This window comes from Citrobacter sp. RHBSTW-01013 (genome assembly GCF_013781985.1).
Lineage (GTDB): Bacteria > Pseudomonadota > Gammaproteobacteria > Enterobacterales > Enterobacteriaceae > Citrobacter > Citrobacter braakii.
Genome location: NZ_CP056185.1, coordinates 4,633,704 through 4,659,359, shown reverse-complemented (window position 1 = coordinate 4,659,359; position 25,656 = coordinate 4,633,704). Strand labels below are relative to the sequence as shown.

General features: G+C 50.7%; 21 protein-coding genes, 1 tRNA gene and 3 rRNA genes. 11 read left to right on the top strand and 14 right to left on the bottom strand.

Annotated elements, in window-relative coordinates:
* Nucleotides 1-109: 109 nt before the first annotated feature.
* Together dcuR and HV350_RS22295 are read right to left on the bottom strand one after the other, a co-directional pair.
* Nucleotides 110-829 carry a two-component system response regulator DcuR gene (gene dcuR / locus HV350_RS22300; protein ID WP_016155419.1) on the bottom strand — a complete coding sequence of 240 codons (720 nt, stop codon included), beginning with the start codon at nucleotides 827-829 and terminating at the stop codon, nucleotides 110-112.
* Complete coding sequence (locus HV350_RS22295; protein ID WP_016155492.1) at nucleotides 826-2,457, bottom strand: sensor histidine kinase; 1,632 nt, start codon at nucleotides 2,455-2,457, stop codon at nucleotides 826-828. Before HV350_RS22295 ends, dcuR begins: the two co-directional genes overlap by 4 nt.
* Nucleotides 2,458-3,053: 596 nt before the next feature.
* Here HV350_RS22295 and HV350_RS22290 point away from each other — a divergent pair.
* The 3 genes from HV350_RS22290 to rrf all read left to right on the top strand — a co-directional run bounded on the left by HV350_RS22290 (nucleotide 3,054) and on the right by rrf (nucleotide 7,950).
* A 16S ribosomal RNA gene (locus tag HV350_RS22290) occupies nucleotides 3,054-4,595 on the top strand.
* Between the two features lie 234 nt (nucleotides 4,596-4,829).
* Nucleotides 4,830-7,736: ribosomal RNA gene (locus tag HV350_RS22285) — 23S ribosomal RNA — on the top strand.
* A gap of 98 nt (nucleotides 7,737-7,834) precedes the next feature.
* Nucleotides 7,835-7,950 (top strand): 5S ribosomal RNA (rrf, locus tag HV350_RS22280).
* The 16S, 23S and 5S rRNA genes sit together here, the layout of an rRNA operon.
* A 409-nt stretch (nucleotides 7,951-8,359) precedes the next feature.
* Here rrf and HV350_RS22275 read toward each other — a convergent pair.
* The 6 genes from HV350_RS22275 to aspA form a co-directional block, all read right to left on the bottom strand.
* Nucleotides 8,360-8,435, bottom strand: a tRNA-Phe gene (locus HV350_RS22275).
* Between the two features lie 393 nt (nucleotides 8,436-8,828).
* Nucleotides 8,829-9,404 (bottom strand): transcriptional regulator, encoded by a 576-nt coding sequence (locus HV350_RS22270; RefSeq protein ID WP_016151385.1) that lies wholly within the window; start codon nucleotides 9,402-9,404, stop codon nucleotides 8,829-8,831.
* A gap of 36 nt (nucleotides 9,405-9,440) precedes the next feature.
* Nucleotides 9,441-11,150, bottom strand: a complete 1,710-nt coding sequence (locus tag HV350_RS22265; protein ID WP_181629338.1) for a protein-disulfide reductase DsbD — start codon at nucleotides 11,148-11,150, stop codon at nucleotides 9,441-9,443.
* Complete coding sequence (gene cutA / locus HV350_RS22260; protein ID WP_003025447.1) at nucleotides 11,126-11,473, bottom strand: divalent cation tolerance protein CutA; 348 nt, start codon at nucleotides 11,471-11,473, stop codon at nucleotides 11,126-11,128. The genes HV350_RS22265 and cutA overlap by 25 nt, the downstream gene beginning before the upstream one ends.
* Nucleotides 11,474-11,604: 131 nt before the next feature.
* Nucleotides 11,605-12,906, bottom strand: a complete 1,302-nt coding sequence (gene dcuA, locus HV350_RS22255) for an anaerobic C4-dicarboxylate transporter DcuA (protein ID WP_016151387.1) — start codon at nucleotides 12,904-12,906, stop codon at nucleotides 11,605-11,607.
* A 115-nt stretch (nucleotides 12,907-13,021) separates the two neighbouring features.
* Nucleotides 13,022-14,458: an aspartate ammonia-lyase gene (gene aspA / locus HV350_RS22250; RefSeq protein WP_016151388.1), complete on the bottom strand. Its 1,437-nt coding sequence runs from the start codon at nucleotides 14,456-14,458 to the stop codon at nucleotides 13,022-13,024.
* A gap of 338 nt (nucleotides 14,459-14,796) precedes the next feature.
* On the opposite strand from aspA, the gene HV350_RS22245 reads away from it, so the two are divergent.
* Nucleotides 14,797-15,273 carry an FxsA family protein gene (locus tag HV350_RS22245; protein ID WP_016151389.1) on the top strand — a complete coding sequence of 159 codons (477 nt, stop codon included), beginning with the start codon at nucleotides 14,797-14,799 and terminating at the stop codon, nucleotides 15,271-15,273.
* 48 nt (nucleotides 15,274-15,321) lie between these two features.
* Here the strand turns inward: HV350_RS22245 and yjeH are convergent, their stop codons facing one another.
* The gene (yjeH, locus tag HV350_RS22240; RefSeq protein ID WP_181629337.1) at nucleotides 15,322-16,587 is read right to left on the bottom strand and encodes an L-methionine/branched-chain amino acid transporter; all 1,266 of its coding nucleotides are present in this window, start codon (nucleotides 16,585-16,587) and stop codon (nucleotides 15,322-15,324) included.
* A gap of 275 nt (nucleotides 16,588-16,862) precedes the next feature.
* On the opposite strand from yjeH, the gene HV350_RS22235 reads away from it, so the two are divergent.
* The 3 genes from HV350_RS22235 (at nucleotide 16,863) to HV350_RS22225 (ending at nucleotide 19,452) form a co-directional block, all read left to right on the top strand.
* Nucleotides 16,863-17,156 carry a co-chaperone GroES gene (locus HV350_RS22235; protein WP_000027827.1) on the top strand — a complete coding sequence of 98 codons (294 nt, stop codon included), beginning with the start codon at nucleotides 16,863-16,865 and terminating at the stop codon, nucleotides 17,154-17,156.
* A 43-nt stretch (nucleotides 17,157-17,199) separates the two neighbouring features.
* Nucleotides 17,200-18,846, top strand: coding sequence for a chaperonin GroEL (gene groL, locus HV350_RS22230; protein WP_003025464.1), 1,647 nt, complete (start codon nucleotides 17,200-17,202; stop codon nucleotides 18,844-18,846).
* Between the two features lie 252 nt (nucleotides 18,847-19,098).
* Nucleotides 19,099-19,452 (top strand): DUF4156 domain-containing protein, encoded by a 354-nt coding sequence (locus tag HV350_RS22225; RefSeq protein ID WP_016151391.1) that lies wholly within the window; start codon nucleotides 19,099-19,101, stop codon nucleotides 19,450-19,452.
* 85 nt (nucleotides 19,453-19,537) lie between these two features.
* Here the strand turns inward: HV350_RS22225 and yjeJ are convergent, their stop codons facing one another.
* Together yjeJ and epmB are read right to left on the bottom strand one after the other, a co-directional pair.
* Nucleotides 19,538-20,401 (bottom strand): YjeJ family protein, encoded by an 864-nt coding sequence (gene yjeJ / locus HV350_RS22220; protein WP_181629335.1) that lies wholly within the window; start codon nucleotides 20,399-20,401, stop codon nucleotides 19,538-19,540.
* A gap of 183 nt (nucleotides 20,402-20,584) precedes the next feature.
* Nucleotides 20,585-21,613: an EF-P beta-lysylation protein EpmB gene (gene epmB, locus HV350_RS22215; RefSeq protein WP_181629334.1), complete on the bottom strand. Its 1,029-nt coding sequence runs from the start codon at nucleotides 21,611-21,613 to the stop codon at nucleotides 20,585-20,587.
* Between the two features lie 41 nt (nucleotides 21,614-21,654).
* On the opposite strand from epmB, the gene efp reads away from it, so the two are divergent.
* From efp to ecnB, 3 genes are all read left to right on the top strand, one after another.
* On the top strand, nucleotides 21,655-22,221 hold the full coding sequence (efp, locus tag HV350_RS22210; protein WP_003025478.1) for an elongation factor P: 567 nt from the start codon (nucleotides 21,655-21,657) through the stop codon (nucleotides 22,219-22,221).
* A 57-nt stretch (nucleotides 22,222-22,278) separates the two neighbouring features.
* Nucleotides 22,279-22,413, top strand: a complete 135-nt coding sequence (gene ecnA / locus HV350_RS22205; RefSeq protein WP_040232999.1) for a lipoprotein antitoxin entericidin A — start codon at nucleotides 22,279-22,281, stop codon at nucleotides 22,411-22,413.
* Between the two features lie 107 nt (nucleotides 22,414-22,520).
* Complete coding sequence (gene ecnB / locus HV350_RS22200; RefSeq protein ID WP_016151395.1) at nucleotides 22,521-22,667, top strand: lipoprotein toxin entericidin B; 147 nt, start codon at nucleotides 22,521-22,523, stop codon at nucleotides 22,665-22,667.
* 30 nt (nucleotides 22,668-22,697) lie between these two features.
* On the opposite strand, the gene HV350_RS22195 is transcribed toward ecnB, so the two are convergent.
* Entirely contained in the window at nucleotides 22,698-23,297 is a 600-nt protein-coding gene (locus HV350_RS22195; protein WP_016151396.1) for a LuxR C-terminal-related transcriptional regulator, read from the bottom strand.
* A gap of 256 nt (nucleotides 23,298-23,553) precedes the next feature.
* On the opposite strand from HV350_RS22195, the gene sugE reads away from it, so the two are divergent.
* Nucleotides 23,554-23,871: a quaternary ammonium compound efflux SMR transporter SugE gene (gene sugE / locus HV350_RS22190; protein ID WP_016151397.1), complete on the top strand. Its 318-nt coding sequence runs from the start codon at nucleotides 23,554-23,556 to the stop codon at nucleotides 23,869-23,871.
* Here sugE and HV350_RS22185 read toward each other — a convergent pair.
* On the bottom strand, nucleotides 23,868-24,401 hold the full coding sequence (locus tag HV350_RS22185) for a lipocalin family protein (protein WP_016151398.1): 534 nt from the start codon (nucleotides 24,399-24,401) through the stop codon (nucleotides 23,868-23,870). The genes sugE and HV350_RS22185 overlap by 4 nt on opposite strands.
* A gap of 93 nt (nucleotides 24,402-24,494) precedes the next feature.
* Nucleotides 24,495-25,640 carry a class C beta-lactamase CMY-83 gene (locus tag HV350_RS22180; RefSeq protein ID WP_063859873.1) on the bottom strand — a complete coding sequence of 382 codons (1,146 nt, stop codon included), beginning with the start codon at nucleotides 25,638-25,640 and terminating at the stop codon, nucleotides 24,495-24,497.
* Between the last annotated feature and the right edge of the window lie 16 nt (nucleotides 25,641-25,656).

Here is a 25,656-nt window from a genome sequence, read left to right as displayed (position 1 = left end):
ATTTGATCTAACGCAAATTTATAATTCTGCAGCATGATTCAGAAAAGAAGGGATTTTTCATTATTTTAATAATTGTTACTTTCAAATAACAAATAATCCCAAATTGTTTTTATTGGCAATATTGTTTTAGTAATGAGTAATGTTCAGCCTGAACGCGGTAACGATAAACCGGTCTACCGGTTACGCCATAATGGATGCTGGTAAATAGGATGTGACAATTGACGAGCCAGATAAGATATTTACGGCAAGAAACGCGCGAGATATTGACCTCGTTGGCCAGTTCATCGGTGGAGAATTCCTGATCCTGATGCTCATCAATCCACTGGCACAGCGTGCGTAACGTTTGTGGCGTTAATCCTTTAGGTAAGCGCCGCGCTTCCTGTTCATTGGAGGAACTGCCGTGAATCAACTGGTCAAGCTCAGACTGTTCATAGTACTGATGCTTTTCCATCTCGGTTTTCTTTTGTAGCCAGCCGGTTAGCGCCTCTTCAAAACGGGACGCCTGGAACGGTTTGATCAGGTAGTCAACGACACCATAGTGGAGAGAGTCTTTGATGGTGGTCGCGTCAGCGGCGGAAGAGATGACAATGACATCACACTTGCAACCTTCACTGTGCAATACGGGCAACAGATCCAGACCGTTCTCTTTTTGCATATAAATATCAAGCAAAATCAAATCGATATGATTGCCGCTATGAAAGATTATCTCTTTTGCTTTCTCCAGCGTGGAGGCTGTGCCGCAGCAATGAAAACCGGAGAGTTGCGCGACATAACGGCGGTTTAATTCCGCTACCATTGCATCGTCATCGACAATTAAGACATTGATCATCTGCTGGCCCTCTCACCATTCCACGGTAACTGTACAAAAAATTGGGTGAAGATCCCAGGTTCAGACTCGACGGAAATATTGCCGCCAACGTTTTCAACCTGTTGTTTAACAAGCGCTAAACCAACGCCCCGTTCGGTTCCTTTTGACGAAACGCCCTTCTCAAAGATGTGTTCAATATGTTCGGGGGCAATCCCCGGACCATCGTCATTCACTTCGCAATGCAACCAGCCGTGTCGATAATGTAAGGATACGCTGATCTCGCCACCAGGTTCTTGACCTAGCGCCTCCAGGGCGTTTTCAATCAAATTCCCCAGAACGGTAATCAGCACAGCCACCTGATCTTCGTTGCTGTTTTCCGGTAACTGGCTTTCATTGCTGATCACCAGGCTATGGCCTAAATCAGATGTGCGATTAATCTTACTGAGTAAAAATCCTGCGATCACCGGGGATTTTATTTTTCCTAACAGTGAGCCAATCTCTTCCTGATAACTGTTGGCGGTCTTCAGGATGTAATTTTCAAGCTGCTTATAACTTTTCAGATGCAATAATCCCAGAATCACGTGCAATTTATTCATGAATTCGTGGGATCGTTCACGAAGTGCGTCGGCATAGTTGACCATGCCGTCCAGTCGTTGCATTAATTTTCGGACTTCAGTCTTATCTCTGAATGTTGAAATGGCCCCGATGATTTTACCGTTGCTGAGTACCGGAACCGTGTTAATTAAGAGTAGCCGATCCTTCACCATGATCTCTTCATCGCGACGCGGCGTTCCGTCATGCAGTACCTGTGAAAAATCGACCACTTTTGACCATGCGTGGCTGAGCGTGGAGAGCTGGGCATCGTCTTGCGATTTGTGGTAATCCAGCAATTCTTGTGCCGCCTGGTTTATCAGCGTCACTTCACCGCACTCGTCAACGGCAATGACGCCTTCCTTTATAGAGTGCAGCATCGCCTGGCGTTGTTCGAACAGATTGGAGATTTCATAAGGCTCCAGACCAAACAGAATACGCTTGAGGACTTTGACAAATACCCATGTGCCAAGCAGCCCAACCAGCACGCCAAATAAGATGGACCAAAAGATGCTGCCACGGCTGTTATTGATCTGCTCAGTCACCCTGCTTAGCTCAAGGCCGATCGACACGACACCTATCTGCCGGTGATGCTCGTCATAAATAGGGGTAAATACGCGCAGGGCTTGCGCCAGAAATCCGCGATTAATGGCGACATTCTCTTTCCCTTGCAGGGCCAGCAAAATGTCATCGCCTTTAAACGGCTGACCGATTCGCTGCGCTTCGGGATGGGAGTAACGAATGCTTTGCATATCGGTGACGACGATGAACAAAAAATCGTTGCTCTTATTCACCGCCTGGGCAATCGCCTGAATACCGCTTTCCTCGGGCTTTTTCATTAGCCCCTGGCGGATCTCCGGGGAGTTTGCCAGCGTTCGTGCGACCGCAAGCGCTTTACCCGCTAATGCATCGCGCGTCATGTTGCTGATTTGCGAGAAATAAATCAGATGAACGACAAGCAGCACGGAGAAGAGTACCGCACTGACCATGAGGATCACGGTAGTGCCGAGCTTCATTGGGCGTTTGCGTATAGCAGTACGTTGCAGAGAGTGTCTCATCACGGTCCTGGAATCACGGTTTGTATGGGTATTATCGCCTGATGGGATGCGTAATTCAAAGGTGGTAGGGATGATGGGGCATGGGCTGCCTGTGCTTTTCTTCTATATATAGCGTAGAGCGAGTCTCTTTTTATATAGAGATTTCCTTATCTGTTTTCTCTTCTTTCAGGGAGGCTGACCGCTATTTTGCTTACGATTGTGGATAACTCTGTGTGTAAATGGGTATAAGGCGGGGTTTTGCTGTGGAATGCAGCGGTCAGTCATTTTTCTGCAATTTAAGGGTTGCGGGCCGCAGGAAACTCCCTATAATGCGCCTCCATCGACACGGCGGATGTGAATCACTTCACACAAACAGCCGGTTCGGTTGAAGAGAAAAACCTGAAAATGAGGTTGACTCTGAAAGAGGAAAGCGTAATATACGCCACCTCGCGACAGAGCGCTAAAGCGCGTCGCAACTGCTCTTTAACAATTTATCAGACAATCTGTGTGGGCACTCGAAGATACGGATTCTTAACGTCGCAAGACGAAAAATGAATACCAAGTCTCTGAGTGAACACGTAATTCATTACGAAGTTTAATTCACGAGCATCAAACTTAAATTGAAGAGTTTGATCATGGCTCAGATTGAACGCTGGCGGCAGGCCTAACACATGCAAGTCGAACGGTAGCACAGAGGAGCTTGCTCCTTGGGTGACGAGTGGCGGACGGGTGAGTAATGTCTGGGAAACTGCCCGATGGAGGGGGATAACTACTGGAAACGGTAGCTAATACCGCATAACGTCGCAAGACCAAAGAGGGGGACCTTCGGGCCTCTTGCCATCGGATGTGCCCAGATGGGATTAGCTAGTAGGTGGGGTAACGGCTCACCTAGGCGACGATCCCTAGCTGGTCTGAGAGGATGACCAGCCACACTGGAACTGAGACACGGTCCAGACTCCTACGGGAGGCAGCAGTGGGGAATATTGCACAATGGGCGCAAGCCTGATGCAGCCATGCCGCGTGTATGAAGAAGGCCTTCGGGTTGTAAAGTACTTTCAGCGAGGAGGAAGGTGTTGTGGTTAATAACCGCAGCAATTGACGTTACTCGCAGAAGAAGCACCGGCTAACTCCGTGCCAGCAGCCGCGGTAATACGGAGGGTGCAAGCGTTAATCGGAATTACTGGGCGTAAAGCGCACGCAGGCGGTCTGTCAAGTCGGATGTGAAATCCCCGGGCTCAACCTGGGAACTGCATCCGAAACTGGCAGGCTAGAGTCTTGTAGAGGGGGGTAGAATTCCAGGTGTAGCGGTGAAATGCGTAGAGATCTGGAGGAATACCGGTGGCGAAGGCGGCCCCCTGGACAAAGACTGACGCTCAGGTGCGAAAGCGTGGGGAGCAAACAGGATTAGATACCCTGGTAGTCCACGCCGTAAACGATGTCGACTTGGAGGTTGTGCCCTTGAGGCGTGGCTTCCGGAGCTAACGCGTTAAGTCGACCGCCTGGGGAGTACGGCCGCAAGGTTAAAACTCAAATGAATTGACGGGGGCCCGCACAAGCGGTGGAGCATGTGGTTTAATTCGATGCAACGCGAAGAACCTTACCTACTCTTGACATCCACGGAACTTGGCAGAGATGCCTTGGTGCCTTCGGGAACCGTGAGACAGGTGCTGCATGGCTGTCGTCAGCTCGTGTTGTGAAATGTTGGGTTAAGTCCCGCAACGAGCGCAACCCTTATCCTTTGTTGCCAGCGGTTCGGCCGGGAACTCAAAGGAGACTGCCAGTGATAAACTGGAGGAAGGTGGGGATGACGTCAAGTCATCATGGCCCTTACGAGTAGGGCTACACACGTGCTACAATGGCATATACAAAGAGAAGCGACCTCGCGAGAGCAAGCGGACCTCATAAAGTATGTCGTAGTCCGGATTGGAGTCTGCAACTCGACTCCATGAAGTCGGAATCGCTAGTAATCGTGGATCAGAATGCCACGGTGAATACGTTCCCGGGCCTTGTACACACCGCCCGTCACACCATGGGAGTGGGTTGCAAAAGAAGTAGGTAGCTTAACCTTCGGGAGGGCGCTTACCACTTTGTGATTCATGACTGGGGTGAAGTCGTAACAAGGTAACCGTAGGGGAACCTGCGGTTGGATCACCTCCTTACCTTAAAGAAACGTTCTTTGTAGTGCTCACACAGATTGTCTGATGAATGATGAACTTCTGAATGTACTTTCGAGTGCATTAAGAAGTTTTGCTCTTTAAAAATCTGGATCAAGCTGAAAATTGAAACGACACACTGTTTCATTTCTCCGTAAACAAGAAATGAAAAGCGGTGTGTTCGAGTCTCTCAAATTTTCGCAACACTGAAGTGTTTTACGAAACATCTTCGGGTTGTGAGGTTAAGCGACTAAGCGTACACGGTGGATGCCCTGGCAGTCAGAGGCGATGAAGGACGTGCTAATCTGCGATAAGCGTCGGTAAGGTGATATGAACCGTTATAACCGGCGATTTCCGAATGGGGAAACCCAGTGTGATTCGTCACACTATCATTACGTGAATACATAGCGTAATGAAGCGAACCGGGGGAACTGAAACATCTAAGTACCCCGAGGAAAAGAAATCAACCGAGATTCCCCCAGTAGCGGCGAGCGAACGGGGAGCAGCCCAGAGTCTGAATCAGCATGTGTGGTAGTGGAACGGTCTGGAAAGTCCGGCGATACAGGGTGACAGCCCCGTACACAAAAGTGCATGTGTTGTGAACTCGAAGAGTAGGGCGGGACACGTGGTATCCTGTCTGAATATGGGGGGACCATCCTCCAAGGCTAAATACTCCTGACTGACCGATAGTGAACCAGTACCGTGAGGGAAAGGCGAAAAGAACCCCGGCGAGGGGAGTGAAAAAGAACCTGAAACCGTGTACGTACAAGCAGTGGGAGCCTCTTTATGGGGTGACTGCGTACCTTTTGTATAATGGGTCAGCGACTTATATTCTGTAGCAAGGTTAACCGAATAGGGGAGCCGAAGGGAAACCGAGTCTTAACTGGGCGTTAAGTTGCAGGGTATAGACCCGAAACCCGGTGATCTAGCCATGGGCAGGTTGAAGGTTGGGTAACACTAACTGGAGGACCGAACCGACTAATGTTGAAAAATTAGCGGATGACTTGTGGCTGGGGGTGAAAGGCCAATCAAACCGGGAGATAGCTGGTTCTCCCCGAAAGCTATTTAGGTAGCGCCTCGTGAATTCATCTTCGGGGGTAGAGCACTGTTTCGGCTAGGGGGTCATCCCGACTTACCAACCCGATGCAAACTGCGAATACCGAAGAATGTTATCACGGGAGACACACGGCGGGTGCTAACGTCCGTCGTGAAGAGGGAAACAACCCAGACCGCCAGCTAAGGTCCCAAAGTCATGGTTAAGTGGGAAACGATGTGGGAAGGCACAGACAGCCAGGATGTTGGCTTAGAAGCAGCCATCATTTAAAGAAAGCGTAATAGCTCACTGGTCGAGTCGGCCTGCGCGGAAGATGTAACGGGGCTAAACCATGCACCGAAGCTGCGGCAGCGACACTATGTGTTGTTGGGTAGGGGAGCGTTCTGTAAGCCGTTGAAGGTGTGCTGTGAGGCATGCTGGAGGTATCAGAAGTGCGAATGCTGACATAAGTAACGATAATGCGGGTGAAAAACCCGCACGCCGGAAGACCAAGGGTTCCTGTCCAACGTTAATCGGGGCAGGGTGAGTCGACCCCTAAGGCGAGGCCGAAAGGCGTAGTCGATGGGAAACAGGTTAATATTCCTGTACTTGGTGTTACTGCGAGGGGGGGACGGAGAAGGCTATGTTAGCCGGGCGACGGTTGTCCCGGTTTAAGCATGTAGGCGGAGATTCCAGGTAAATCCGGAGTCTTGTTAACGCTGAGGTGTGATGACGAGGCACTACGGTGCTGAAGTAACAAATGCCCTGCTTCCAGGAAAAGCCTCTAAGCATCAGGTAACACGAAATCGTACCCCAAACCGACACAGGTGGTCAGGTAGAGAATACCAAGGCGCTTGAGAGAACTCGGGTGAAGGAACTAGGCAAAATGGTGCCGTAACTTCGGGAGAAGGCACGCTGATATGTAGGTGAAGTGATTTACTCATGGAGCTGAAATCAGTCGAAGATACCAGCTGGCTGCAACTGTTTATTAAAAACACAGCACTGTGCAAACACGAAAGTGGACGTATACGGTGTGACGCCTGCCCGGTGCCGGAAGGTTAATTGATGGGGTTATCCGTAAGGAGAAGCTCTTGATCGAAGCCCCGGTAAACGGCGGCCGTAACTATAACGGTCCTAAGGTAGCGAAATTCCTTGTCGGGTAAGTTCCGACCTGCACGAATGGCGTAATGATGGCCAGGCTGTCTCCACCCGAGACTCAGTGAAATTGAACTCGCTGTGAAGATGCAGTGTACCCGCGGCAAGACGGAAAGACCCCGTGAACCTTTACTATAGCTTGACACTGAACACTGGTCCTTGATGTGTAGGATAGGTGGGAGGCTTTGAAGTGTGGACGCCAGTCTGCATGGAGCCAACCTTGAAATACCACCCTTTAATGGCTGGTGTTCTAACGTAGACCCGTAATCCGGGTTGCGGACAGTGTCTGGTGGGTAGTTTGACTGGGGCGGTCTCCTCCTAAAGAGTAACGGAGGAGCACGAAGGTTAGCTAATCCTGGTCGGACATCAGGAGGTTAGTGCAAAGGCATAAGCTAGCTTGACTGCGAGAGTGACGGCTCGAGCAGGTGCGAAAGCAGGTCTTAGTGATCCGGTGGTTCTGAATGGAAGGGCCATCGCTCAACGGATAAAAGGTACTCCGGGGATAACAGGCTGATACCGCCCAAGAGTTCATATCGACGGCGGTGTTTGGCACCTCGATGTCGGCTCATCACATCCTGGGGCTGAAGTAGGTCCCAAGGGTATGGCTGTTCGCCATTTAAAGTGGTACGCGAGCTGGGTTTAGAACGTCGTGAGACAGTTCGGTCCCTATCTGCCGTGGGCGCTGGAGAATTGAGGGGGGCTGCTCCTAGTACGAGAGGACCGGAGTGGACGCATCACTGGTGTTCGGGTTGTCATGCCAATGGCATTGCCCGGTAGCTAAATGCGGAAGAGATAAGTGCTGAAAGCATCTAAGCACGAAACTTGCCCCGAGATGAGTTCTCCCTGACCCTTTAAGGGTCCTGAAGGAACGTTGAAGACGACGACGTTGATAGGTCGGGTGTGTAAGCGTAGCGATACGTTGAGCTAACCGATACTAATGAACCGTGAGGCTTAACCTTACAACGCCGAAGATGTTTTGGCGAAAGAGACATCGAAATTCAGCTTGATTACAGATTACATCGACAGACCCGAGAGGTGTGTTGATAAACAGAATTTGCCTGGCGGCTGTAGCGCGGTGGTCCCACCTGACCCCATGCCGAACTCAGAAGTGAAACGCCGTAGAGCCGATGGTAGTGTGGGGTCTCCCCATGCGAGAGTAGGGAACTGCCAGGCATCAAACAAGTGAAGAAGCCCATCCTGCCGGATGGGCTTTTTTGCGTCTGCAGGGAGTGAAAACTGCCGGATGCAGCGTACCGTTTTATCCAGCCCATACTGTTGTAACCGGTGTGCAGGCCTGAGAAGCGCAGCACACCAGGCTCTCCCAGCAGCACATTGCCTGCTATCCGTGCACGGGATTGAGTAACAGGTACTGTCGCTCAGGATCGCGGACCTCTGTACATCCCATCACGTTAAACCCCATCTTCTTATAGAACCCAGATGTCAGCTTGTTAACAGGCACGACTAATCTTACGTATGGATTTTGTGAGGGGTAGAGCAGTAAAGATATTGAGAGATCATCGGTTGGAAAGTATCAGAAACTATAAAAGCAAAAACCCGCCTCTAGGGCGGGTTCTTTAAATAGTGGTGCCCGGACTCGGAATCGAACCAAGGACACGGGGATTTTCAATCCCCTGCTCTACCGACTGAGCTATCCGGGCAACGGGGCGCATTAAACCGTATTCACGTCTGCCAGTCAATCAAATTTCGGGAAAAGATGTTCAACCGCTTAATATTGCGGCAATCTGTGCGATTATGCCTGAAGTTTGCACAAAACTTCCAGGCAATTTACCTATCTGACCTTCTATATGAGCAAAGGCTGACGAAAACGTTACGCGGCCTGTATTACTCCCGCACACTACCGCAAGTTGTGCACAAACCTTTCCGACGTTTCCAGTAACAAACGGTGCAATTGCTGCAGCAGGACCCGCTGGTGTGTCGGGCGATGAGTTGGGCGGGCGTTTAACAGAGTATTTCGCACCACCGTGGCGATGGTGCGTTTTAGAGACTGATGGCGCTGTGTTTACTCATTTCGGCCTGGCGGGCATGCTTGCTTAGGTCAGCGCACCGCCCATACGGCACTGAGCAAAGCGCAGGATATCTTCAGCCAGGCGGTGTGCCGTTTCGACATCAGCATGGCTACGATTCACCAGCATGCGGCTCAGACAGCCTTCCAGCACCAGTTCCATCTGTTTGGCAACCATTGCAGGGTCGTCAACTTCCAGCGTCGTCAGCAGCTCATGGGTGAAGTCATGTGCTGCCTTTTTTTGCTGATCGGCTAACTGATGGATCGGATGCCCGGGATCGGGGTAAAACGTACAGGCGGCGATAAACAGGCAGCCTGGGTAGCGATTATTGCTCACGCATTCGGACAGCGCGGTGTAGCGTGCCAGTAATTTCTGTTCAGCGCTCAGGGTGTCATCCAGCAAAAGTTGACGCCGCCAGATATCCACCCGCTGGCTGAGGTAACGTAACGCATCGTACAGAATGGCCTCTTTGTCGGGCCAAAAGCGTTGTAGTTCATCAAGAGGATAATCGATACGATCGGCCACCATTTCCAGTGTGGTATTGGCTATCCCTTGAACCTCAAGTAATTTCAGGGCTTCTCCCAGGACATCTTCACGTTGCACGGTATTCTCCTCCGTATTTCCTGTTGCAAGTGTCGCTCACGGTTGGCGATCGCGCAAATGTGCGCTGAAGGTCGCGGCATCCATAAAGCCGGTTACCCGAGCCTCCGGATGCTCTTTCCCCTCGGCGTCAAAGAACAAAATAGTCGGCAAACCTAAAACCTGTAAATGTTTTAGCAGAGCGACATCCTGGGCATTATTTGCAGTCACATCCGCCTGCAAAAGCACCGTGTCGCCTAGCGCTTGCTGAACCTGCTGATTGCTAAACGTATACTTCTCAAACTCCTTGCAGGCCACGCACCAGTCAGCATACAGATCCAACATCACGGGCTTGCCTTTAGCTTGTGCCAGCGCCTGATTTAGCGCATCCACTGAAGCCACAGGCGTGAAGTTAAGGTGTGTCTGGGTTTGAGCATGCGGCACGCCGAACGCCCAGTCCTGCAATGGCCGAACGGTTACCAGCGCTGCAGCTAACAGGATAATCTGCACGATGCGCATCCAGGCGTGCTTTGCCTGCAGGCTGGTGATAAATGCCCAGCTAAAGAATGCGACGCCCAACAGCGACCACAGGCGAACGCCCCAGTCGTCGCCAATGATGCGTTCGAGTAAGAAGACGGGGAGCGCCAGAATGACAAAGCCAAAAGCGGTTTTGACATGTTCCATCCATGGGCCGCTTTTAGGCAACAGACGATTACCGAATACGGTAATTAGCATCAGAGGTAATCCCATCCCCAGCGCGTACAGATACAGCGTGCCGCCTCCCAGCCACATGTTCCCGCTCTGAGCGATATACAGCAAAATCGCGCTTAGCGGGGCCGTTGTACAAGGAGAACAGATGAGGCCGGCAATCGCCCCCATCGCAAAGACGCTACCGGGGGAACCGCCTTGCTGACGGTTACTCATCAATGTAAGGCGTGTTTGCAGCGATGAAGGGAGTTGCAGCGTGAACAAGCCAAACATCGAAAGGGCCAGCAGCGTAAAGACGACGGCAAGGCCAATCAGGACGTAAGGATGCTGTAGCGCAGCCTGGAACTGCAATCCGGCGGCCGCAACAACCAGACCCAGCGCGGTATAAGTGAGCGCCATTCCCTGGACGTAGATAAACGTCAGCAGCAGCGCACGTCCGGTTGATAAGCGTTGCTTGCCGCCCAGCACGATACCGGAAATCAGAGGATACATCGGCAATACGCAAGGTGTAAACGCGATGCCAATTCCGATTAGCAATGCCCACAGCGCGGAAAAGGGAAGCTGGGTTGCGGGTTGTGGTCTCTCTTGCAAAGCATCGGTGGCAGGCACTGGCGCAGGTGTCGCCCTGGTATCGGCAGACACTTCACTTAATGGCACCGTTTTAGTTTCAGGCGGATAGCAAAAACCGGCGTCGGCACAGCCCTGGTATGTGACCGTTAATGTTGCGCCAGATTTAGCCTGATTGACCGTGACCGGGATAGTCAATTGTTTACGGTAAATCTCACTTTTGCCATAAAACTCATCTTCATGCCAGACGCCTGGCGGTAGTTTTACCTCGGCGATATCGGCCTGAGATGGCGTAATGCTTATCTGTTTGCGATACAGATAGTAGCCATCTTTAACCTGCCATGAGAGGTTCAGAGCGTGTTGGTTTTGCTGAAAATCAAAAACAAACGCCCGATCGGCAGGAACAAACTGCGAGCGGCCAGGCGCGTCAAATAATCCGGCAAAGGTAGATGTGCTGCACAGCAGCAGGATCAGCGTAAGGATGCGTTGAGCCATGAGCGGTAATCAAAGTCTCCGTGAGTGACGGGTAAAACCAGAAGTTCAGGCGTTTGGTATGGATGATGTGACTTCAGGCAGTCGAGAAGGGCTTGCTGGTGTGTGACGGTGGTTTTTAAAATCATCTGGACTTCATATTCCTGCTCCAGTTTACCTTCCCAATAATAGAGGGAGGTCGCGCCAGGCAGCAGCGTCACGCAGGCAGCCAGCTTTTCCGCCAGCACTTTGGCGGCCAGATCCTGGGCGGTTGCTTCATCCGGGGCGGTACAGAGCACCACAACGGTATCGGGGATGGAAATATCCTGACTCTTTACATCAAGCATAAACACCTCGAAAGAACTGAGTAACCAGCTAAAGAGTGGTCACTATACAACGGACGAGGGAAGGATGTTAGTTAAAGCGGGATGATGAGGAGGAGGAACTGCAGGGCGCGAAGGCACCCTGCAGTAAAGTCTTACAGCATGAAGCTGCCCAGCAAGAAGCCGAAGCAGACAGCCAAAAGCACGCCCAGAGTACCTGGGATGAAGAACGGATGGTTAAAGACGAATTTACCGATGCGGGTTGTACCGGTGTCATCCATCTGCACCGCCGCAACCAGAGTTGGGTAGGTTGGCAGAATGAACAGGCCAGAAACAGCGGCGAAAGACGCAACAGCAGTCAGTGGGGAAACGTTCAGAGCCAGAGCCATCGGCATCAGTGCTTTAGCGGTTGCAGCCTGAGAGTACAGCAGCGCAGAAGCAAAGAAGAAGATGACAGCCAGCAACCACGGATGACCCTGAATTACGCTACCTGCAGTATCTTTGATCCAGTCAATGTTGTGAGATACGAAGGTATCACCCAGCCATGCAACACCCAGGATACAAATACAGGCGCTCATACCCGCTTTAAAGGTGCTGGAGTTCAGGATGGAGTCAGTTTCAACGCGGCAGACGATCGTAGTCAGCGTCGCGACGCTCAGCATGATGATCAGGATTGCGTTGGTGGTGTTCATCAGCGGTTTAGCGACCAGGCCGAGGCTTGGGCTGTTGATGATGGCGTATACAACTACGCAAATCACGCCCAGCAGGAACAACCAAACGGAGGTTTTCGCGCCAGCTTTGATTTCAACTTGTCTTTCACCACGCAGTTCAACCAAACCTTCTTCCAGACGCTTACGATAAATCGGATCGTCAGACAGTTTGGAGTTGAACAGCATCGTTACCAGGAAGGACATCACCAGAACGGCCAGCAGAGTGGACGGAATGACCACGGACAGCAGGTGAATGTAGCTGATGCCATGACCTTCCATTACGGAAGACATGTAAACCACGGCTGCGGAGATTGGCGACGCCGTAATCGCAATCTGTGCAGAAACCACTGCGGTAGAGAGCGGACGGCAAGGTTTGATACCTTGTTCCTTCGCGACTTCAGCGATAACCGGCAGAGTTGCCAGAGAGATGTTGCCGGTACCGGCAAAGATAGTCAGGAAATAGGTCACGATTGGTGCAAGGATCGTGATGTATTTCGGGTTTTTACGCAGCAGTTTTTCAGTTTGATGAACCAGATAGTCCAGACCACCGGCAATCTGCATGGCAGAGATGGCAGCGATAACCGCCATGATAATGGAAATAACATCGAACGGAATATTACCTGGTTTTACGCCAATAGCGGCAAGAACCAGAACACCCAGCCCACCTGCAAATCCAATACCGATACCCCCAAGTCTGGCACCTAAAAAGATTGCCAGCAAAACGATGATAAGTTCTAAAACTATCATATTAGCCTTCCTTGTTGTTTAACAAGTTGATATTAAATTGTTGTTTTTAAGTAACTTCGAGTAAGAAAAAAGGCACGTCATCATGACGTGCCTTCTCCGGTACTACCCTACACGATTACTGTTCGCTTTCATCAGTATAACGTTTTGCTTTATAAGCAGGGTGCATCAGGTTCTGTGCAGAGAAGATATCGTCCAGTTCAGACTCGGTCAACAGACCGCGTTCCAGGACAACTTCACGTACGCTCTTACCGGTTTCGGCACAAATTTTACCGACGATGTCGCCGTTGTGGTGACCGATGAACGGGTTGAGGTAAGTAACGATGCCGATGGAGTTGAATACAAACGCTTCACAGACTTCTTTGTTAGCAGTGATACCACTAACGCATTTTTCCAGCAGGTTGTAGCAAGCATTGCTCAGAATGTGAATGGATTCAAACATTGCCTGGCCAATGACCGGCTCCATTACGTTCAACTGCAGCTGACCAGCTTCAGATGCCATAGTAACGGTGATATCGTTACCGATGACTTTAAAGCAAACCTGGTTTACGACTTCTGGAACAACTGGGTTCACTTTTGCTGGCATGATAGAAGAACCAGCCTGCAGTTCCGGCAGGTTGATCTCGTTCAGACCAGCACGTGGGCCAGAGGAGAGCAAACGCAGGTCGTTACAGATTTTGGACATCTTAACAGCCAGACGTTTCAGTGCGCCGTGAACCATAACGTATGCGCCGCAGTCAGAAGTTGCTTCAATCAGGTCTTCTGCCGGAACACAGGCGAAGCCAGTGACTTCAGCCAGTTTCTGTACTGCCAGCGGGGAGTATTCTTTCGGCGTGTTCAGACCCGTACCGATTGCAGTTGCACCGAGGTTAACTTCCAGCAGCAGCTCAGCGGTACGACTAATGTTTTTCACTTCTTCTTTCAACAGTACGCTGAAAGCATGGAATTCCTGACCGAGGGTCATCGGTACAGCATCCTGCAGCTGGGTACGGCCCATTTTCAGGATGTCCTGGAATTCAACAGCTTTTTGTTCGAAGCCTTCACGCAGCTGGTTCAGGGCATCGATCAGTTTGATGATGGATGCGTATACCGCGATACGGAAGCCAGTTGGGTAAGCGTCGTTGGTAGACTGACATTTGTTAACGTGGTCGTTCGGGTTCAGGTACTGATATTCACCTTTCTGGTGACCCATCAGTTCCAGACCGATATTGGCCAGCACTTCGTTGGTGTTCATGTTGACGGAGGTACCCGCACCACCCTGGTAAACATCTACCGGGAATTGATCCATGCATTTTCCGTTATTCAGGACTTCGTCACACGCCGCGATGATGGCATTTGCCACACTCTTAGGAATGGTTTGCAGCTCTTTGTTGGCCATTGCCGCTGCCTTTTTAACCATTACCATACCGCGAACAAATTCAGGAATGTCGCTGATTTTGTTGTTGCTAATGTAGAAGTTTTCAATCGCTCTCAGAGTGTGAACACCGTAGTAGGCGTCCGCTGGAACTTCCCTGGTACCCAACAAGTCTTCTTCGATACGAATGTTGTTTAACATGTGAACCTTCTTTTTCAAGCTGCCAATGATTTGACTAAACACACAGGATATATGTGATTTCGATTGTTTCTCGACCGACGATTATCCCCTGCATCGGTCTGATACTCGAGATCATATGCTGGTTCAGGATTTCTACCGTAATCTGGATCACTTAAAGCGTGGAATTTACCCCTTATTTATTATTCTGTGAAATGGATCACCCCTTTAGGATTAATACTAAAAATAAGTGTACAAGCGACTTGAAATTTTGCTAACCACCTCAACATCTAATTGATGCGAGTCACATAATTCATCGGGCAGGCGTTGAAAAAAACGACTGTTATTGACAGGAGAACCCTTTGCGCTGGATACCATTACTTGCCATTTTTCTCTATGTTTACATAGAGATATCTATTTTTATTCAGGTTGCCCATGTCCTGGGTGTCCTGATGACGCTGATTTTGGTTATTTTTACGTCGGTTATCGGTATGTCTCTGGTTCGTAACCAGGGATTTAAAAACTTTTTACTGATGCAACAAAAAATGGCGGCTGGTGAAAGTCCTGCTGCAGAAATGATCAAGAGCGTGTCGCTGATCATTGCTGGTCTGCTGTTGGTACTGCCCGGTTTTTTCACCGATTTCCTCGGTCTTCTTCTTTTATTACCCCCGGTGCAAAAACATCTGACGATGAAACTGCTGCCGCATTTGCGTTTTTCGCGTATGCCGGGCGGTGGTTTCAGCGCCGGAACCGGTGGCGGTGAGACCTTTGATGGCGAATTTCAGCGCAAAGACGACGATCGCAACCGTATTGATCATAAAGACGATCCTCGGGATTAAGCATCAGTATGCGGGCCGGATAAGCGTGAGCACCATCCGGCAAAATGCTTATCTGCCGGATGACGGCGTCAACGTCGCCTTATCCGGCCTGCGGGGTAAAAACAGCCACAGCCCTGCCAACATAATCAGTGCATACAGGCTCTTCCAGCCAACCATTGCCAACAGCAGCAGACACAGTAGACCGCCAATGACCGCCAGCATGCGATAATGCCCTTTCAGTAATCGACATCCCGCCAGCATGCACAGCAAATAAATCATAATAAAGATGCCGTTAGCATAGACGATTAACGCATCGAGATTGATTTTCAGCATATAGATGCACAACGTACTGATCACGCAGCAGCCCAATACGGCGTTTAGCGCATTGCGCGGAAGGTGACGGGGAGACAGACGCGCCAGATGACTTTCCGGCTTATATTGCGCTTGCGACCAGACCAGCCGGGCGAAGCTTTGAATATAAATGTTGAGACTGGCAAAACAGGCCAGATAACCAATGATGCAGGCGACCCACAGTGCCTGTACGCCAAATAACTGCACGACGATCTCTGGCAGTGAGGCCGCCGCCGCCATTTGCTCACCGTAGGCGCCAAAATGAAGCACGACGACGGTGCATGCCCAATAAACAGAGCCCGCAAGCAGCAGGCCGATCATCAGCGCGCGCGGGAAATCCCGCTCCGGGTTTTTGAATTCAGATGCCAGATGGGCAAACGCTTCAAGGCCAACAAAACACCAGAACATCACCGACAGCGCGGCGAACAGTCCGGGGAGCTCAATCTCGGTTATCGCAGGGAAGGGGATTTCGCCAGGTTTCACATCGCCCGCCCACCAGATGGCGACAATGAGGGCAACAATCAATCCGGCAATGACCGTTTGCAGATTAGCGCTAGAACTGGCACCGTGGGAGCCGATATACCAAACCAATGCCAGCGTACCGAGCTCTGCCAACAGAAGCTGTTCGTCATGCCAGCCAAACATCGCTTGACCAAATCCGGCGGCGATATGTAATGCCGCAGGCAAGCCGACGGGAATCACCGACAAAAATAGCCATCCGGTGACGCGCTCCAGGCGTGGGCCAAAGGCCATACCAACAAAATGCGCCACGCCACCCGCGCTGGGAAAATGACGACCCAGTACGGCAAAGACAATCGCCACGGGAAAGACTAAAACAATCAGCACCGGCCAGGCCCACAGGCTGTTGTTGCCAGCCACCAGCGCGGCTAGCGCAGGGACGGCGAAAACGCCTGTACCTAGCAATGATGTCGACAACAGGCCAATGCCCTGAGCCAGTCCCAGCTCTTGTTTCAGTCCGCTCATAAGTTGTTATCCGGTTATGCCCATTGACCGGGCTACAGCGCAGATTTTTGATGGTATCACAATCGTATTTGCTTATGACGACGTGACTGAAATCGTTATAAAATGTGATGCGCGTCGGCGTTTTGACGGAATTTTCTGCTGATATAAATTTTTTTTCGCTTGCCCCCTTGAAGGTACAAAGCCCCATCCCCATTTCTCTGGTCACTAGCCGGGAAACCGTTCACGGGCCGGCGTCACCCATAACTGATAAAGACTTTCTCAAAGGAGAGCTATCAATGAGTATTCGTCCGTTACATGATCGTGTGATCGTCAAACGTAAAGAAGTTGAATCTAAATCTGCTGGCGGCATCGTACTGACCGGTTCTGCAGCAGGTAAATCAACTCGTGGCGAAATCATCGCTGTCGGTAAGGGCCGCATCCTGGACAACGGTACCGTACAGCCGCTGGACGTAAAAGTCGGCGATATCGTTATTTTCAACGATGGCTACGGTGTTAAATCTGAGAAGATCGACAATGAAGAAGTGTTGATCATGTCTGAAAGTGACATCCTGGCAATTGTTGAAGCCTAATCCGCGAACGACACTGAACATACGAATTTAAGGGAAAGAGAAAATGGCAGCTAAAGACGTAAAATTCGGTAACGACGCTCGTGTGAAAATGCTGCGCGGCGTAAACGTACTGGCAGATGCAGTGAAAGTTACCCTCGGTCCAAAAGGCCGTAACGTAGTTCTGGATAAATCTTTCGGTGCACCGACCATCACTAAAGATGGTGTTTCCGTAGCCCGTGAAATCGAACTGGAAGACAAGTTCGAAAACATGGGGGCGCAGATGGTGAAAGAAGTTGCCTCTAAAGCGAACGACGCTGCAGGCGACGGTACCACCACCGCAACCGTACTGGCGCAGTCCATCATCACTGAAGGTCTGAAAGCCGTTGCTGCGGGCATGAACCCGATGGATCTGAAACGTGGTATCGACAAAGCTGTCGCTGCTGCCGTTGAAGAACTGAAAGCACTGTCCGTACCATGCTCTGACTCTAAAGCGATTGCTCAGGTTGGTACTATCTCCGCTAACTCCGACGAAACCGTAGGTAAACTGATCGCTGAAGCGATGGACAAAGTCGGTAAAGAAGGCGTGATCACCGTTGAAGACGGTACCGGTCTGCAGGACGAACTGGACGTGGTTGAAGGTATGCAGTTCGACCGTGGTTACCTGTCTCCTTACTTCATCAACAAGCCGGAAACTGGCGCAGTAGAACTGGAAAGCCCGTTCATCCTGCTGGCTGACAAGAAAATCTCCAACATCCGCGAAATGCTGCCGGTGCTGGAAGCAGTAGCAAAAGCGGGTAAACCACTGCTGATCATCGCTGAAGATGTTGAAGGCGAAGCGCTGGCAACTCTGGTTGTTAACACCATGCGCGGTATCGTGAAAGTCGCGGCGGTTAAAGCGCCTGGCTTCGGCGACCGTCGTAAAGCGATGCTGCAGGATATCGCTACCCTGACCGGTGGTACCGTTATCTCTGAAGAGATCGGTATGGAGCTGGAAAAAGCAACTCTGGAAGATCTGGGTCAGGCGAAACGCGTTGTTATCAACAAAGACACCACCACCATCATTGATGGCGTGGGTGATGAAGCTGCAATCCAGGGTCGCGTGACTCAGATTCGTCAGCAGATCGAAGAAGCAACTTCCGACTACGACCGTGAAAAACTGCAGGAGCGCGTAGCGAAACTGGCAGGCGGCGTTGCGGTTATCAAAGTTGGTGCTGCGACTGAAGTTGAAATGAAAGAGAAGAAAGCCCGCGTTGAAGATGCCCTGCACGCGACCCGTGCTGCGGTAGAAGAAGGCGTGGTTGCTGGTGGTGGTGTTGCGCTGATTCGCGTAGCGTCTAAAATTGCCGGTCTGAAAGGTCAGAACGAAGACCAGAACGTAGGTATCAAAGTTGCGCTGCGCGCAATGGAATCTCCGCTGCGTCAAATCGTACTGAACTGCGGCGAAGAGCCGTCTGTAGTGGCTAACACCGTGAAAGCGGGTGACGGTAACTACGGTTACAACGCTGCAACTGAAGAATACGGTAACATGATCGACATGGGTATCCTGGATCCAACCAAAGTAACGCGTTCAGCTCTGCAGTACGCGGCTTCTGTTGCGGGTCTGATGATCACCACCGAGTGCATGGTTACTGACCTGCCGAAAGGCGATGCGCCTGACTTAGGTGCTGCTGGTGGTATGGGCGGCATGGGTGGAATGGGCGGCATGATGTAATTTAATCTTCATACTTCAAGCCGCAGGTTCATTGGCTGCGTTCGTTCACCCCAGTCACTTACTCATGTAAGCATCTGGGGATTCATGAACCTGCCGCCTGCCTGCAACTTGAATTATTTGATTAAATACGTATCTCGCGAAAAATGAGAAACCCTCGGGCAGAAATGTCCGGGGGTTTTTCTTTTGGTCATCTTTTTAGTATATGATTCAGCTACGGACATAACGTCCAGCTCATTGATTATGGGGAATGACATGCACGTGAAATATTTAGCAGGGATCGTTGGTGCCGCGCTACTGATGGCGGGTTGTAGCTCCAGCAACGAACTGAGTTCAGCCGGGCAAAGCGTACGCTTCGTCGAAGAGAAGCCTGGCGCAGAGTGTCAACTGATTGGCACTGCAACCGGTACGCAAAGCAACTGGCTTTCTGGCCAGCACGGCGAAGAGGGTGGCTCTATGCGTGGCGCAGCAAACGATCTGCGTAACCAGGCCGCGGCAATGGGTGGTAACGTGATTTATGGCGTCAGCAGCCCATCACAGGGAATGCTGTCCAGCTTTGTTCCTACTGCCAGTGAAATGACCGGACAGGTTTATAAGTGCCCAAATTGATAAATGCTGTTGATGCCTGATGGCGACGCTAAATGTCTTATCAGGCCTACGATACAAATTCGTCGGCCTGATAAGCGCAGAAACATCAGGTATTTTGAGCGTTATGCGCAGACTGAGCGCGTAAATGATGCAGCGCGCGCAGGCACTGATCCTGATTGAGCTTTTGCGCCTTATCACCCGTCAACGTTCTGACAAACACCTGGCACGGTACACCAGCAAGCTTTTTCAGCCGTGGGCTGAAATCGAGAAGACGGCGAGTAATGGCTTCGGCCTCTTTGCTGCCGGAAGGGGCGCGAGTTTTTACTACCGAACCACAGAACTGGGCTTTTCCTTGATCATCCGTATAGCGGTAAATAATCGCCAGATAATGATTAAACAGGCTTTGTTTCCATTCGGGGTGCGTATAAGAGTCGTATTCCAGATTGTCGTTTGCCCGGCAATCAACATCGTACAGCGGCAGGAAATCCAGCAGCGATGTAATTCGTAGCGCTAATTCCCGCATGCCAGCATTATTTATTGCATGAATAACAGCATGGATCAGCACCCCAATCTGTAGTTCATTAACCAGTAATTCACACGTTTGTCCATCATGCAGTGTCAGAGAAAATGTTAAGTTTTCGCCTTTGTCATCCACTAACATCAGCGAATTTATGCGACGATTAATGTCGGCATTTTTTAGCTCATCTTCCTGAATCAAAGGAATATTTCCGTGCATCTTTTTGCTGACTTTATCGCATTCCTTCTCATATTGCGCATGCTCTTCTTCGCTAAGCTGATGTTTGACGGATAGCCTGCTTTCCAGGGCGATAAGCAGATCTCTTAGCCCAAGCGGAGAAAGAAAAAATAACGACGTTTTATTCCTTGGTTCTTTTATCTTTAATGCTAAAGCAATAAATTCATTATTTTGACGAATAACACCGGTATTAATGCCCTTAATACTTATAGCCATAAAAGGTTCTCCCTAACCATATATTTATTAATATTCTGAATTTGGTTCTACTAATACAAATTATGAATTAATGATTTTATAGCGCTAATTAAAATAGCACAGATTAAAAGCGTGGCTCCACTTGTGAGGATTTAAATAATAAGTAATCGTGGTGAGTGTCCGAAATCGGACACTCAATAATGGTTATTGTTGGCGTAGTTGCAGATCCAACGGCGTTTTACTTGGCTCTCCGCCAATTTCTCGCGCCAGTTTGGGGACCATATAGCCGGAAACCAACGTCAGCAGTTCACGCATAATGTGACGTGCCTCATCGTCGCTGACCATAAAGTGGGCGGCACCTTGCACTTTGTCCAGTACGTGCAGGTAATAGGGCATCACCCCCGCATCAAACAGAGTGTTGCTCAGGTTCGCCAGCGTTTGTGCGTTATCGTTCACGCCACGCAGCAAAACGCTTTGGTTGAGTAGCGTGACGCCAGCGGTACGCAGTCGGACCATCGCCTGGTGAAACGCCTCATCGACCTCATTGGCGTGGTTAATGTGGTTGACCAGCAGAATCTGCAGGGAGGAACGCGCAAAGCGCTGGGCCAGTCCTTCAGTAATGCGCGCAGGGATCACAATCGGCAAACGGCTGTGAATGCGCAGACGCTTAATGTGCGGGATGGCTTCCAGTTGCGTGAGTAACCAGTCCAGTTCATGGTCTTTGGCCATTAGCGGATCACCACCGGAGAAGATAATCTCATCCAGCTCAGGATGCGCGCTAATGTAGTCCAGGGCGACCTGCCAGTTGCGCTTATTGCCCTGGTTTTCGACATACGGGAAGTGTCGGCGGAAGCAATAGCGACAATTTACCGCGCAACCGCCTTTAACCAACAACAGCGCCCGATTGCGATATTTATGCAGCAAACCGGGGACCACGCTGTGCTGTTCTTCCAGCGGATCGGTCGAGTAGCCAGGTGCAGCAACAAACTCTTCCTGGGAAGTAAGTACCTGACGCAAAAGCGGATCGTCCGGATTGCCTTTTTCCATACGAGCAATAAAGGCGCGAGGTACGCGCAGGGCGAAAAGTCGTCTCGCGTCGCGTCCGGCCAACAGTTTTTCATCTGCGTCTATATTCAAAAGATGCAGAAGTTCATCAGGATTGGTCACAACATCGGCAAGTTGCGATAACCAATCTTCTCTGGATGGGGTATTTAGGGTTACAATATGCGCCATTTTGTGGCTTAGCTACCAGTTAACAATTTTCAGAGGGCCTTATGGCAACGTACTATAGCAACGATTTTCGTGCTGGTCTTAAAATCATGTTGGACGGCGAACCTTATGCGGTTGAAGCCAGCGAATTCGTTAAACCAGGTAAGGGCCAGGCATTTGCGCGCGTTAAGCTGCGTCGCCTGCTGACCGGTACTCGCGTAGAGAAAACCTTCAAGTCTACCGATTCCGCTGAAGGCGCAGACGTAGCCGACATGAACCTGACCTTCCTGTATAGCGACGGTGAGTTCTGGCACTTTATGAATAACACCACTTTCGAACAGCTGGCTGCAGACGAGAAAGCGGTAGGCGATAACGCTAAATGGCTGCTGGACCAGGCTGAATGCATCGTGACCCTGTGGAACGGTCAGCCGATCTCCGTGACTCCGCCAAACTTCGTTGAGCTGGAAGTCGTTGAAACTGACCCAGGTCTGAAAGGCGATACCGCTGGTACTGGCGGCAAACCGGCTACTCTGTCTACTGGCGCAGTCGTTAAAGTTCCGCTGTTCGTACAGATCGGTGAAGTGATCAAAGTGGATACTCGCTCCGGCGAATACGTTTCTCGCGTAAAATAAGATATCTATTTGATCTTATGGCGCAGGTTGCTGCGCCATACTTTTTCCAGGGCAGGAATGATGAAACGTCTTCTCGGTCTTGTAATGCTCATCCTTTTCACCAGCACTCTCCTGGCGGGTTGTAATACCGCGCGCGGCTTCGGTGAAGACATCAAACATCTTGGCAATTCAATCTCTCACGCCGCCAGCTAACACTCTCTCATAGTCTTAAAAACGGTTGTTTATCCATCACACATGCGGATCTTGTCTATTATTAATGAGCTATACACAAACAATATTGGCTAGAAAAGGAAGACGTTATGGTTAAAAAGACAATTGCTGCGATCTTTTCTGTGTTGGTTCTTTCTTCAGTGTTGACTGCGTGCAATACCACGAAAGGTGTTGGGCAGGATATCTCTGAGGGCGGTAGCGCAATCTCTGGTGCAGCGACAAAAGCTCAACAATAATCATGAACGGTACGACGTCACGTCGTACCGTTAATTACCCTTCCCTGGGAGTGAGAGAAATGGTGAGAAGCGGTTCCCCATGTGCAGTTTCATGCGGATATTCCGTTTATAGGTGTAGACCGTCTTGCCATGAATGCTGAGTGCGGCGGCTATCGCATTGTTACTCACACCATCCATCCACATCGACAATACTTTCTCCTCCTGCGGCGTAAGCAGCGGAGTCGCGTTTTCGGCTATTTCTAATGTGGGGCGAAGCTGTAGCGCCTCCTGAATCGTGTGTGAGAGCGCGTTCAGCGTGGTGTGCTTGGTTAAGACCGAATAGGCGACGGATTGAGAGGAAGCAATTGAGGTGTGCTGTCTTTCAACTGATTGCAGTAAAATCAGCGGGATGACGCCGCAGCTCATGAAAAAGGGTTTAATTGGCGGACTGGTATGCGTCTCGCTAATAAAACTGTATAAATCCGCGATCACCAGATGCGGCTTCCACTGCAAAATATGCTCTTTTGCTAACAGGAGATTATTGATCCCTGACACAAGAAATGAGGAGCTGAACCTGCCAGAATGATTAAGCAAGGCCTCAATCCCTGTGCGGGTAAAGTGGCACCGGTCAATCACTAAAATTTTAAGCATAACTTTTTCGCATTCAGAAGAGAGGCAATCGACTTTCCGGATTCAGAAAGCCCTTCATCATAGAGAACTCCGATGAGTGCTAAATGCGGGAATTACGCCGTTAATTATGCTTAATTCTTGCTTTTAGCGGGCAGCGAATAAAAAGGTTGAAATTCATTTTCTCTCGGGCAAAAATGCCATTTCACACATCAGCTTTGCAGGACGACCTGCAAACGCTTCTTTCACCGGGGACGGCCCCATTGTTCTGGAGCCTGATATGTCCTGGATCGTTTTATTAATTGCAGGTCTGCTCGAAGTTGTCTGGGCGATTGGCCTGAAATATACCCACGGGTTTACGCGTTTGACGCCAAGCATTATCACTATTGTGGCAATGATCGTCAGTATCGCCATGCTCTCCTGGGCAATGCGTACGTTGCCTGTAGGAACCGCCTATGCCGTATGGACCGGTATCGGCGCAGTCGGGGCGGCCATTACAGGGATTCTGCTGCTGGGTGAATCTGCCAGCCCGGCGCGGTTACTGAGCCTCGGGCTGATTGTGGCCGGTATTATTGGCCTCAAGCTGAGCACCCACTAAGCGCCAGGCTGTTTTACCCAAATCAGCTTATTCACCTCAAACCCTTCCCGGGTCGCGATGGCCAGCATTTGCTGTTTCATTTCATCTGAAATAGTAGGGGTCCGTGAAAGGATCCACAGGTAGTCGCGATCCGGCCCGCAAACCAGCGCGTGACGATATTCCCTGTCGAGGGCAATCACGTTATACCCGCCATAGAAGGGGCCAAAAAACGAGACCTTGAGCGCAGCGCGGTTTGGGTCGCCAGTGAAGTAGGCTTTCCCCTCCGTTTTCTGCCACATTCCTCTGTCCGGGTTATAGCCCTTGTTAATAACATTGATACCGCCGTCGTCGCGCAGGCTGTAGGTAGCAGTCACTTTTTCCAGTCCGCGCTCGAATCGATGGTCGAAACGCGCAATTTCATACCAGGTGCCCAGATAGCGTGTGGCATCAAAGTTATTTACTACGGTAACACCTTTCGGGGGTGTTGGGGTGCTGCAAGCGACAACCAGAAATGCAGCCGTAACTGCAGCAACGACGGGCAGAATGCGCATGGGATTTTCCTTGCTGGATTTTTGTTAAGTGTAGATGACAGCAGGAAAAAAAGAGAAAGAAAGGAAGCCCTATATCCAGGGCCTCCTTGTCCGTTACTGCAGTTTTTCAAGAATGCGCCAGGCGGCCTCGACGCGAACAGGGTTTGGGTAGCTCTTGTTTGCCAGCATCACGATGCCAAGGTTTTTTTCTGGAACGAAAGCAACATAGCTGCCGAATCCGCCAGTGGAGCCCGTTTTATGCACCCATGAGGCTTTCACGGCAGGCGCGGGCGGGTTTACCTCAACGGCAGGAAGCGCTGCCAGTGCCACTTTGCTGTCGCTACCGCTAATTATCGAGTCGGCCTTCACCGGCCAGTTCAGCATCTCCCAGCCCAGGCCCTGGTACATATCGCCAATACGCCAGTAACGTGACTGCGCAAGCTCGATGCCCTGCTGGAGCGTTTTCTCCTGAACCTGGCTGGCGTCCATGTTGGCCTGAACCCAACGGGTCATATCGATAACGCTCGATTTCACCCCGTAGGCTTCGGCATCAAGTTGCCCAGGGGATACATGCACTGGCTTTCCTTCGCGATAACCCCAGGCATAATCTTTTTGTTCGCTCTGCGGAACCGTAATCCAGGTATGCGCCAGTTTTAAGGGGCGCAGGACGCGTTTGGTCATCGCCTCTTCGTAGCTCATGCCTGAGGGGTTCACCGCCAGGGCGCCAAACAGACCAATGCTGGAGTTAGCATAAAGACGTTTAGCGCCTGGGGCCCATTGCGGCTGCCAGTTTTGATAAAAGCGTAGTAACGCGGCTTTATCCGTAACGTCGTCCGGAACCTGAAGCGGCAGGCCGCCTGCCGTGTAGGTGGCTAAGTGCAGCAGGCTGATACCCTGCCACTGCTTACCAGTCAGTTCAGGCCAGTAATGCGTGACCGGATCGCTGAGCTTAATTTCGCCGCGGGCGATAGCATCGCCGCCCAGCACGCCGTTGAACGTTTTACTGACCGATCCGAGTTCAAACAGCGTTTGTTGAGTGACTGGACGGTTATTGGCGATATCGGCTTTACCCCAGGTAAAGTAATAAGGTTTCCCCTGATAGATAATCGCAACGGCCATACCCGGAATAGCCTGCTCCTGCATCAGCGGTGTGATGGTGCGGTTAACGATATCGGCAATTTGTTGTTCTGTTTTTGCGGCGGCAAACGTGGAGAACGAAGCTGTCAGCAGCAGCGCGCAGCATATCGATTTTTTCATCATGAAATCAGTTCCGTAA

Coding starts and splice junctions, on each gene's coding strand:
- dcuR (WP_016155419.1), bottom strand. CDS start 829: ATGATCAATGTCTTAATTGTCGATGACGATGCAATGGTAGCGGAATTA.
- HV350_RS22295 (WP_016155492.1), bottom strand. CDS start 2,457: ATGAGACACTCTCTGCAACGTACTGCTATACGCAAACGCCCAATGAAG.
- HV350_RS22265 (WP_181629338.1), bottom strand. CDS start 11,150: ATGGCTCAACGCATCCTTACGCTGATCCTGCTGCTGTGCAGCACATCT.
- cutA (WP_003025447.1), bottom strand. CDS start 11,473: ATGCTTGATGTAAAGAGTCAGGATATTTCCATCCCCGATACCGTTGTG.
- dcuA (WP_016151387.1), bottom strand. CDS start 12,906: ATGATAGTTTTAGAACTTATCATCGTTTTGCTGGCAATCTTTTTAGGT.
- aspA (WP_016151388.1), bottom strand. CDS start 14,458: ATGTTAAACAACATTCGTATCGAAGAAGACTTGTTGGGTACCAGGGAA.
- yjeH (WP_181629337.1), bottom strand. CDS start 16,587: ATGAGCGGACTGAAACAAGAGCTGGGACTGGCTCAGGGCATTGGCCTG.
- HV350_RS22235 (WP_000027827.1), top strand. CDS start 16,863: ATGAGTATTCGTCCGTTACATGATCGTGTGATCGTCAAACGTAAAGAA.
- groL (WP_003025464.1), top strand. CDS start 17,200: ATGGCAGCTAAAGACGTAAAATTCGGTAACGACGCTCGTGTGAAAATG.
- HV350_RS22225 (WP_016151391.1), top strand. CDS start 19,099: ATGCACGTGAAATATTTAGCAGGGATCGTTGGTGCCGCGCTACTGATG.
- yjeJ (WP_181629335.1), bottom strand. CDS start 20,401: ATGGCTATAAGTATTAAGGGCATTAATACCGGTGTTATTCGTCAAAAT.
- epmB (WP_181629334.1), bottom strand. CDS start 21,613: ATGGCGCATATTGTAACCCTAAATACCCCATCCAGAGAAGATTGGTTA.
- efp (WP_003025478.1), top strand. CDS start 21,655: ATGGCAACGTACTATAGCAACGATTTTCGTGCTGGTCTTAAAATCATG.
- ecnA (WP_040232999.1), top strand. CDS start 22,279: ATGATGAAACGTCTTCTCGGTCTTGTAATGCTCATCCTTTTCACCAGC.
- ecnB (WP_016151395.1), top strand. CDS start 22,521: ATGGTTAAAAAGACAATTGCTGCGATCTTTTCTGTGTTGGTTCTTTCT.
- HV350_RS22195 (WP_016151396.1), bottom strand. CDS start 23,297: ATGCTTAAAATTTTAGTGATTGACCGGTGCCACTTTACCCGCACAGGG.
- sugE (WP_016151397.1), top strand. CDS start 23,554: ATGTCCTGGATCGTTTTATTAATTGCAGGTCTGCTCGAAGTTGTCTGG.
- HV350_RS22185 (WP_016151398.1), bottom strand. CDS start 24,401: ATGCGCATTCTGCCCGTCGTTGCTGCAGTTACGGCTGCATTTCTGGTT.
- HV350_RS22180 (WP_063859873.1), bottom strand. CDS start 25,640: ATGATGAAAAAATCGATATGCTGCGCGCTGCTGCTGACAGCTTCGTTC.